This window comes from Streptococcus sp. DD10 (genome assembly GCF_001578805.1).
In the GTDB taxonomy this organism is placed as follows: Bacteria; Bacillota; Bacilli; order Lactobacillales; family Streptococcaceae; genus Streptococcus.
Genome location: NZ_KQ969160.1, coordinates 48,534 through 56,447 on the forward strand (window position 1 = coordinate 48,534; position 7,914 = coordinate 56,447).

At 42.1% G+C, this 7,914-nt stretch carries 9 protein-coding genes and 1 pseudogene; 3 read left to right on the forward strand and 7 right to left on the reverse strand.

The genetic code is table 11. The annotated features are described in order from the left end of the window. From STRDD10_RS05640 to STRDD10_RS05665, 6 genes and pseudogenes are all read right to left on the reverse strand, one after another. On the reverse strand, window positions 1-714 hold a 714-nt coding region (locus STRDD10_RS05640; RefSeq protein ID WP_067194071.1), incomplete at its 3' end, for a pseudouridine synthase. Then, a pseudogene (locus tag STRDD10_RS05645) lies at window positions 705-1,897 on the reverse strand (MFS transporter). The pseudogene STRDD10_RS05645 and the gene STRDD10_RS05640, both read right to left, overlap by 10 nt. A gap of 52 nt (window positions 1,898-1,949) precedes the next feature. Then, window positions 1,950-3,293 (reverse strand): asparagine--tRNA ligase, encoded by a 1,344-nt coding sequence (gene asnS, locus STRDD10_RS05650; protein WP_067193835.1) that lies wholly within the window; start codon window positions 3,291-3,293, stop codon window positions 1,950-1,952. An 18-nt stretch (window positions 3,294-3,311) separates the two neighbouring features. Next, complete coding sequence (locus STRDD10_RS05655) at window positions 3,312-3,677, reverse strand: VOC family protein (RefSeq protein ID WP_067193836.1); 366 nt, start codon at window positions 3,675-3,677, stop codon at window positions 3,312-3,314. Beyond that, the gene (locus STRDD10_RS05660; RefSeq protein ID WP_067193838.1) at window positions 3,670-4,857 is read right to left on the reverse strand and encodes a pyridoxal phosphate-dependent aminotransferase; all 1,188 of its coding nucleotides are present in this window, start codon (window positions 4,855-4,857) and stop codon (window positions 3,670-3,672) included. Before STRDD10_RS05660 ends, STRDD10_RS05655 begins: the two co-directional genes overlap by 8 nt. Then, window positions 4,854-5,306, reverse strand: coding sequence for a cell wall elongation regulator TseB-like domain-containing protein (locus STRDD10_RS05665; RefSeq protein ID WP_067193840.1), 453 nt, complete (start codon window positions 5,304-5,306; stop codon window positions 4,854-4,856). Before STRDD10_RS05665 ends, STRDD10_RS05660 begins: the two co-directional genes overlap by 4 nt. A 154-nt stretch (window positions 5,307-5,460) precedes the next feature. Here STRDD10_RS05665 and STRDD10_RS05670 point away from each other — a divergent pair, with 154 nt between their 5' ends. Then, the gene (locus STRDD10_RS05670; protein WP_067193842.1) at window positions 5,461-5,904 is read left to right on the forward strand and encodes a MarR family winged helix-turn-helix transcriptional regulator; all 444 of its coding nucleotides are present in this window, start codon (window positions 5,461-5,463) and stop codon (window positions 5,902-5,904) included. A 38-nt stretch (window positions 5,905-5,942) separates the two neighbouring features. Here the strand turns inward: STRDD10_RS05670 and yaaA are convergent, their stop codons facing one another. Then, window positions 5,943-6,674: a peroxide stress protein YaaA gene (gene yaaA, locus STRDD10_RS05675; RefSeq protein WP_067193843.1), complete on the reverse strand. Its 732-nt coding sequence runs from the start codon at window positions 6,672-6,674 to the stop codon at window positions 5,943-5,945. A gap of 149 nt (window positions 6,675-6,823) precedes the next feature. On the opposite strand from yaaA, the gene STRDD10_RS05680 reads away from it, so the two are divergent. Together STRDD10_RS05680 and trhA are read left to right on the forward strand one after the other, a co-directional pair. Then, entirely contained in the window at window positions 6,824-7,270 is a 447-nt protein-coding gene (locus STRDD10_RS05680) for a DUF1836 domain-containing protein (protein WP_067193845.1), read from the forward strand. Continuing rightward, window positions 7,260-7,910 carry a PAQR family membrane homeostasis protein TrhA gene (trhA, locus tag STRDD10_RS05685; RefSeq protein ID WP_067193847.1) on the forward strand — a complete coding sequence of 217 codons (651 nt, stop codon included), beginning with the start codon at window positions 7,260-7,262 and terminating at the stop codon, window positions 7,908-7,910. Before STRDD10_RS05680 ends, trhA begins: the two co-directional genes overlap by 11 nt. The last annotated feature ends 4 nt before the right edge of the window (window positions 7,911-7,914 follow it).

Below are 7,914 nucleotides of genomic sequence, written 5' to 3' on the forward strand. Positions count from 1 at the left end.
CAAATAACGTTTTATCCGTTTTTTCTCATCGTCATTCAGCACTCTATACTGTCCAGGATGTAAATCAGCTGGGAGTATGAAATCACCAAAACTTAAACGAGTCAAAGAAATAACTTTTAGCCCAATGCAGAGAAACATCTTTTTTATCTGATGAAATTTCCCTTCTGAAATAGTCACATGTGCAAGACTTTTATCCTCTCTTGCATAGAGAATTTCCATTTGAGCAGGTTTGCAAATTGTTCCATCATGAAAAACAATTCCCCTAGCAAAGTCATAAATAGAGTCCTCCGTTAACAAACCATTTACGATAACCTCATACATCTTATCTACATGATGACTGGGATGAAGCATACGATAACCCAGCGGACCATTGTTCGTGATGAGGAGCAAGCCCTTGGTGTCACGGTCCAGCCGCCCGATGGGGTAGAGCCCAGCGACACGGTCTTTGGGTGCAATCAAGTCCAGCACGGTCTGGTGCTCCTTGTCAGAACGAGCTGTCACCACTCCTGCTGGCTTGTTGAGCAGGTAGTAGCGCGAGCCGTAACCCTCCACTTTCTGCCCTGCGACGCTAATCTCTTGCAAGCCAGTATCAACAATCTGACTGTCCTGTGTGGCAGGCTGACCATCTACCAGCACCTGCCGAGAACGGATGAGTTTTTTTATGTGATTGCGCCCGCCAAATCCTGCTTGGGCTAGTAAGTTGTCTAAACGGATAATCGTTCCTCCTTTATCTTTTGGATCAATCCTCTCAAAACTGGAAGGAGTAAGAAGCCGAGGAGCAGCAAAACTCCACCCAGTCCGAAAAAGGTAGCTACAAAGCCCAGTCTATCCAGCAACCAGCCCGTCAGCGGAAAGATAACAATCATAGACAGACTGAACAACATGGAATTGACACTGAGCATGGTCGCCCGTACAGGGCTGGGCAAGTTTTCCTGCAATTCATTGTAAAAAATCGGCTGATAAAAGGCGTAGAAGGCATTGGTCACGAGGTAAATACTGAGAAAGGCGAGGGGCGTGCCAAGACTGACAAAGAGCAGGCTCACACCAGTCAAAACTGTCAAGATGGGATAGAGCTGCGCTATCCTCCACCTCTTGCCCAGCTGACTTGCCAGATAGACAGCGAGGAGGTTGACCCCACTACCGACCAGCATAAGACTGGAAATCTGCCAGCCCTGCAAATCAGGTAACTCCTTTTGATAATAAAAGTAAAACATGCACATGAGCGTACCCACCAACTGGAAAACGCCCATCCAAGCAAAAAGACTAGGATGCAGTTGCCACTCTACCTTGACCATGCCTACGATGGCAGAAAGAGACGGCTTTTCTGCCCGACCCTTCTGCACGGGTTCTCTCATAAAGAAAATCATGACCAGAGACAGAACTGACAGACCGATAGCGATGTAGTAGGTCAACTCCAAGCTCCCATGGACAAAAAATCCTGCCACAACCGTCCCCAGCGTCCGCGTCACCTCTGCTACTCCCGATAAAAAGCTGGAAATATCCAGATAACGCTCCTTGTCTCCTGCAAGCACTACCGACTCGTAGAGCATGGCTGTACTGGTGCCTGAGTCAAAGTTATAGGACAGGGCTTGCGTGACCATGGAAAGGGCATAAAGGTAGAAATTCCCTGAGCCAGCAATATCAAGACAGAGGTCAATATCATCAGCAACCTTGCCACATAGAGGTTGGTCTTGTAGCTAAATCTATCTGCCAGCATACCTGACGGGATTTCAAACAGAATACTCGTCCCATGAAAGATACTCTCTAAAAGCCCGATTTCCAGTAACGACATGCCCTGCTGGATGAAAAAGAGCACCCAGAAACTGGTTATCCCAAAGTAAGCGAAGAACTCCAGCCCAGCCAGCAGAGGAACGTTGATTTTGCAACTTCTTTTCATAACATCCCTCCAAATTTTCCAAAAAAACGCCAAACGGCGTTTTTATTATATCTTATGGTTTGATACGATGCAACATCCGTGGGAATGGGATGGCTTCGCGGATATGTTTGGTCCCTGCCGCAAAGGTCACCATGCGCTCAATTCCGATTCCAAATCCACAGTGAGGAACGGAACCATACTTACGGAGATCAAGATAGAACTCGTACTCGGACTTGTCCATTCCAAGCTCATCCATCTTGGCAACAAGAGCATCGTAGTCCGTTTCCCGTTCTGATCCTCCGATGATTTCTCCGTAACCTTCTGGAGCAAGCAAGTCTGCACAAAGCACGCGCTCTGGATTTCCAGGAACTGGCTTCATGTAGAAGGCCTTGATAGCTGCTGGATAGTTGACGATAAAGGTTGGCACACCAAAATAGTTAGAAATCCATGTTTCGTGTGGTGAACCAAAGTCAATTCCTGCTTCTACGTGGTCATACTCAGCATCTGCATCATTTTCATGATCTTGAAGAAGGGCAATGGCTTCATCGTAGGTGATGCGTTTAAAAGGCTCTGCAATGTAGCGTTTCAAGAGCTCAGGATCCCGCTCTAAAGTTTCCAAGGCTTGAGGGGCACGGTCCAAAACTCCTTGGAGAAGGGCTTTGACATAGGCTTCTTGCAAATCAAGAGATTCATCGTGGCTCAAGAATGGGTATTCCGCATCCATCATCCAGAACTCGGTCAAATGACGGCGTGTTTTTGATTTTTCAGCACGGAATACTGGACCAAAGTCAAAGACACGGCCAAGAGCCATAGCCCCTGCTTCTAGGTAAAGCTGACCTGATTGACTCAAGTAAGCTGGCGTTCCGAAGTAATCTGTTTCAAAGAGTTCTGTTGAATCTTCTGCTGCGTTTCCTGAAAGAATTGGGCTATCAAACTTCATGAAACCGTTCTTGTCAAAGAATTCATAAGTTGCATAGATGATTGCATTACGGATTTGCATGACAGCCACTTGCTTACGAGAACGGAGCCACAAGTGACGGTTGTCCATCAAGAAGTCTGTTCCGTGTTCTTTTGGAGTGATTGGGTAGTCTTGAGATTCACCGATCACTTCGATGTCTGTAATATCCAACTCATAACCAAACTTAGAACGTTCGTCTTCTTTGACAACCCCTGTCACATAAACAGAAGTTTCTTGGCTTAGGCGTTTAATCGTATCAAACTTCTCTAGCCCAACTTCTTCACCGAACTTTTCAATAAAGTTTGGTTTGAAGGCAACTCCTTGGAAAAAGGCTGTTCCATCACGCAATTGCAAGAAGGCAATTTTCCCTTTTCCAGATTTATTAGCAACCCAGGCTCCGATGGTCACTTCTTGACCAACATAGTCTTTTACATCAATAATCGTTACACGTTTTGTCATTATTTTTCCTTTTCTTTTTTATTCTTTATGGCAAACCACTTCTATATTGTTCCCATATGGGTCAATCATAAAAGCAGCGTAATAAGGCTGATGATATTGAGGTCGAATACCTGGACGACCGTTATCTTGACCACCAGCTAAAAGACCAGCTTCGTAAAAAGCATATACCTGCTCCCGCGTCTCTGCATTAAAAGCAAAGTGAGTCGGATCAGACTTTCCTTGACTCAGCCAAAAATCACCAGCTGGAGCAGTTCGAGGCTCCGCAAAACTAACTGCCTGAGGAGTATCAAATGCTATTTTATATCCTAATGGAGCCAAAGTTTTCTGATAAAAAACTTTACTAGTTTCTAAATTACTAACTTGAATTCCGAAATGATCAATCATTATCACTACCCATAAATGCTTTCAAGCGTTTAACTGCTTCTTTAAGCGTGTCTAAGTCCGTCGCATAGCTGAGACGGACATTTTCGGGTGCTCCGAATCCTGCTCCGGTCACGAGGGCAACCCCTACTTCTTCCAAAATAGCAGTGGTAAAGGCCGTTACATCAGTATAACCCTTCATTTCCATAGCCTTTTTGACATTTGGGAAAAGATAGAAAGCTCCTTGCGGTTTGACCACTTCAAAGCCGGGAACTTGAGCCAACAGCGGATAGATGGTATTGAGCCGTTCTTCAAAGGCTTGCCGCATGGTTTCTACTGTATCTTGCTCACCTGCTAAGGCATCAATCGCTGCGTATTGAGCAACAGTAGACGGATTTGAGGTCGTTTGACCTGCAATCTTAGTCATAGCTGCAATGATCTCTGCTTCTCCAACGGCATAGCCAATCCGCCAACCCGTCATGGCATAAGTTTTGGAAACCCCATTGATCACAACTGTTTGCTTACGAATGGCATCTGATAGGCTGGAAATCGGTGTAAATTCGTGACCATTATAGACCAAACGCCCATAAATATCATCCGCTAGAATAAGAATATCGTGCTCGACTGCCCAATTTCCAATAGCTAATAACTCTTCTGCGCTATAAATCATGCCCGTTGGATTGGATGGCGAATTCAGTACCAAAACCTTGGTTTTGTCTGTGCGAGCCGCTTCCAACTGCTCTACAGTCACCTTAAAGTGATTATCTTCCTTAGCAGGAACGAAGACTGGCACACCCTCTGCCATCTTGACCTGGTCTCCATAGCTGACCCAGTAAGGGGTTGGGATGATCACTTCATCACCTGGATTGACCATGGCCATAAAGAAGGTATAGAGTGAATATTTAGCTCCCGCAGCGACTGTCACTTGATTTGGCGCTACAGAATAGCCGTAAAAGCGCTCAAAGTAGCTATTGACCGCCGCCTTAAGCTCTGGCAGACCTGAGGTTACTGTATAAAAGGAAGCTCGTCCATCCTGGATAGCTGCAACAGCTGCTTCCTGAATATTTTTCGGAGTGACAAAGTCGGGTTCTCCAAGGGTCAAGGAAAGGATGTCCCGTCCCTGATTTTTAAGTTCTTTTGCTCGCGCTCCTGCCGCTAAAGTGACACTCTCTTCCATATTTAAGACACGTTTCGATAGTTTCATAACCCCTCCTTAGAAATCAATGTTCCTGTCTCAAAGTCTATAACATAATAAACCAAGTCTGACTTTACTTCCCAAATCGGCTTGTCGTTCAGACGTCCAAATGTTATTTTATCAATCTTTTCTGCACCCTTATCTCGCGCTACTCTCTCAGCTTGCTCCTGACTGATTCCGTCCTTTAGACGATAAACGTAAAGCAATTTGTCTGATTCCTTTTTTAAAACAGCTATTGACTCCCCTTGCTTCGTCTCTCCAAGCAAACTAGAATAGCTCTCCAAGCCATTATAAAAACTAAATTCATTGACCTCAACAACACCTACCATTTGCTGTGCCAACTGAGTCAATTCCATCTTTGCTTTTTGATATGGTTTCGATATTGTATCCAGCATCAATAGCCCAGCAAACAAGAGCAGATTCAAGAGAATAACTCCTCCAATTAAAAACTGGTTCATCGGAGAACAGAAATTCGCCATTCTTCTTTTTTTCACTCGTCTATTTTACCATCTATCCCTTTTGATTACAAGTCCAGGCAAGGTTAGGCTACTATTTTTTCAAACACCTATCATTTTTATTGCTATGATGAACTATTATTGATAAAATAAACCTATGAAAAAGATTCAAAAACAATTAAATGACCATCGTCTCGACTTAAAAACAGCTATTGTCCTCAACAAAGCAATTCGTTCTTTTCGCCCCTACGAAGCCATTGCTCCCAAGCAGTTTGGCCTCACTCTAAGTCAATTTTCCGTTCTCGAAACCCTCTATACTAAAGGAGAAATGAGGGTTCAAGATTTAATCAATACTATGCTCTCAACTTCCGGTAATATGACGGTTATTCTAAGAAACATGGAAAGTTCTGGATGGATTCAGCGAACAATTTCTCCCCAAGATCGTCGCTCTTTTCTCCTGTCGCTTACCGATGAAGGAACAAAGAAAATCGAAGCTATTCTCCCTCATCACATCCACATCATTTCGGAAACTTTAAGCATTCTAAGCAAAGAAGATAAACAAGAACTCATTCGCATTCTCAAGCAATTTAAAAACTTGTAACACCGTTTGATTCCACTCAATCCCAATTTCCTAATTCATTAACTGACAAGCTTGACAAAAACCAATTCCTTGTCTGTTGACAAATCATCTACATAAGAGAAGCCTGCAAATGTCAGGCTTTTTATTTGCTCTAACTCTAAAACTCCTTCTGCCATCAAAGCTGTCAAAAAAGCACCTCTTGCTTTCTTAGAAATGGTTGAATGCACTTTTAACTGCCCATCTTTTTTTTCCATAAACTTGAAGCTTATCATGCGTTCCCGAACCTCTTTAGAAAAAACAGTTTCAAACTCGCTAGACAACAGTGATAAAATCAGTTCTTCATCTGCTAGAGATTGATTATAAGCATCTCTCCAAAAACTCTTAAGCGACTGGTCGCCAATCGTTACTCTCATTTGAAAATCTAATCGATGTGGAGCGATTGGTAAAAAAGCAGGAATCACACCATAGAGAGCTGAAGTTATCAAAACATGTTTCTCCAAGTATTCACGTTCTTCCGTTTTTAACATGTCCCGTTTTATATGACGATACATCAGCCCATCAAATAGATAGAGTGCTGGAAAATGTGGTGCTTCATTTGCTCTCAATGCTTGAATACGTTTCAACTCTTCGGAAGCCCGTTCAGATGAAAGTTTATATAAGTTTATTAAGTCCTTGACACTGTAACCAGCCAAAGTACTCAATACCCTCTGACCAAGTGGATTTAAAGGAGAAAAAGCTACATTCTCTTGATTTAGATTTAGTTCTTTTGCTGTTGGAATTAAAATTTTCATACCTATATTGTAGCATAAATTTAAAATTAGATCCTTTTCTGTTTCTTAGCTATTGCTTATTTGAATCTATCTTTAACTACTTTTTAGTTGACTTTTTATTTCGACAATGATATCATCTAGTTATCAAAACTAGGTGGTAAGGTGCCATTATGAATACTTTCATTTCATACCCCAAATGGGAACAACTTCCCAACATCGATCTATATTTAGATCAAGTATTACTTTATGTTAATCAAGTTTGTTCCCCTTATCTATCTCCAAATGATAAAGGTTTAACAGCATCCATGGTCAACAACTATGTCAAACATGGTTATGTCCCAAAACCAAATAAAAAAAAATACCAGCGCCAACAGATTGCAAGGTTAATTGCTATTACGACCCTAAAAACGGTATTCTCTATTCAAGAAATCGCAAATACCTTAAATAGTCTTCGAGATCAAAAAGAATCCGCCCTGCTTTATGATGATTTTGTTGCCTTTATGAATGAAGAAACTATGACTATTTCTCCTATCATTATTAGCAGTTGCCAAACCGTCAAACTCTACCATCAGACCCTTAACCTAATATCCATACAGGAGGAACAAGATGAATCTTAGTTATAAACTCAGTAACCGTTTAAGCTTTGGAGAAGAAGTGGCTAATAGTGTGACACACGCTGTTGGGGCTTTACTTATGCTATTCTTATTACCTGTTTCAGCTATTTATAGTTTTGAAGCAAGAGGACTACTTTCTGCCTTTGGGGTATCGATTTTTATCATCAGTCTCTTTCTCATGTTTTTATCTTCTACCATCTATCACTCTATGAGTTATGGATCTACACACAAATATATCTTAAGAATCATTGATCACTCCATGATCTATATTGCTATAGCAGGTAGCTACACCCCTGTTGTCTTAACTTTGATGAACAACTGGCTGGGTTACCTTATCATTTCTATCCAATGGGGAACCACTCTATTTGGTATTTTGTATAAAATCTTTGCTAAACGGGTTAATGAAAAATTCAGCTTGGGGCTCTACCTCATTATGGGCTGGCTAGTGATTTTTATCATTCCACAAATTATCGGGCAAACAGGACCAATTTTTTGGGGACTAATGCTAACTGGTGGTCTTTGCTATACTGTTGGAGCTGGTTTCTATGCAAAAAAAAGACCGTATTTCCATATGATCTGGCACCTTTTTATCCTAGCTGCTTCTGCCTTACAATATATTGCTATCGTTTACTATATGGGATAAATTA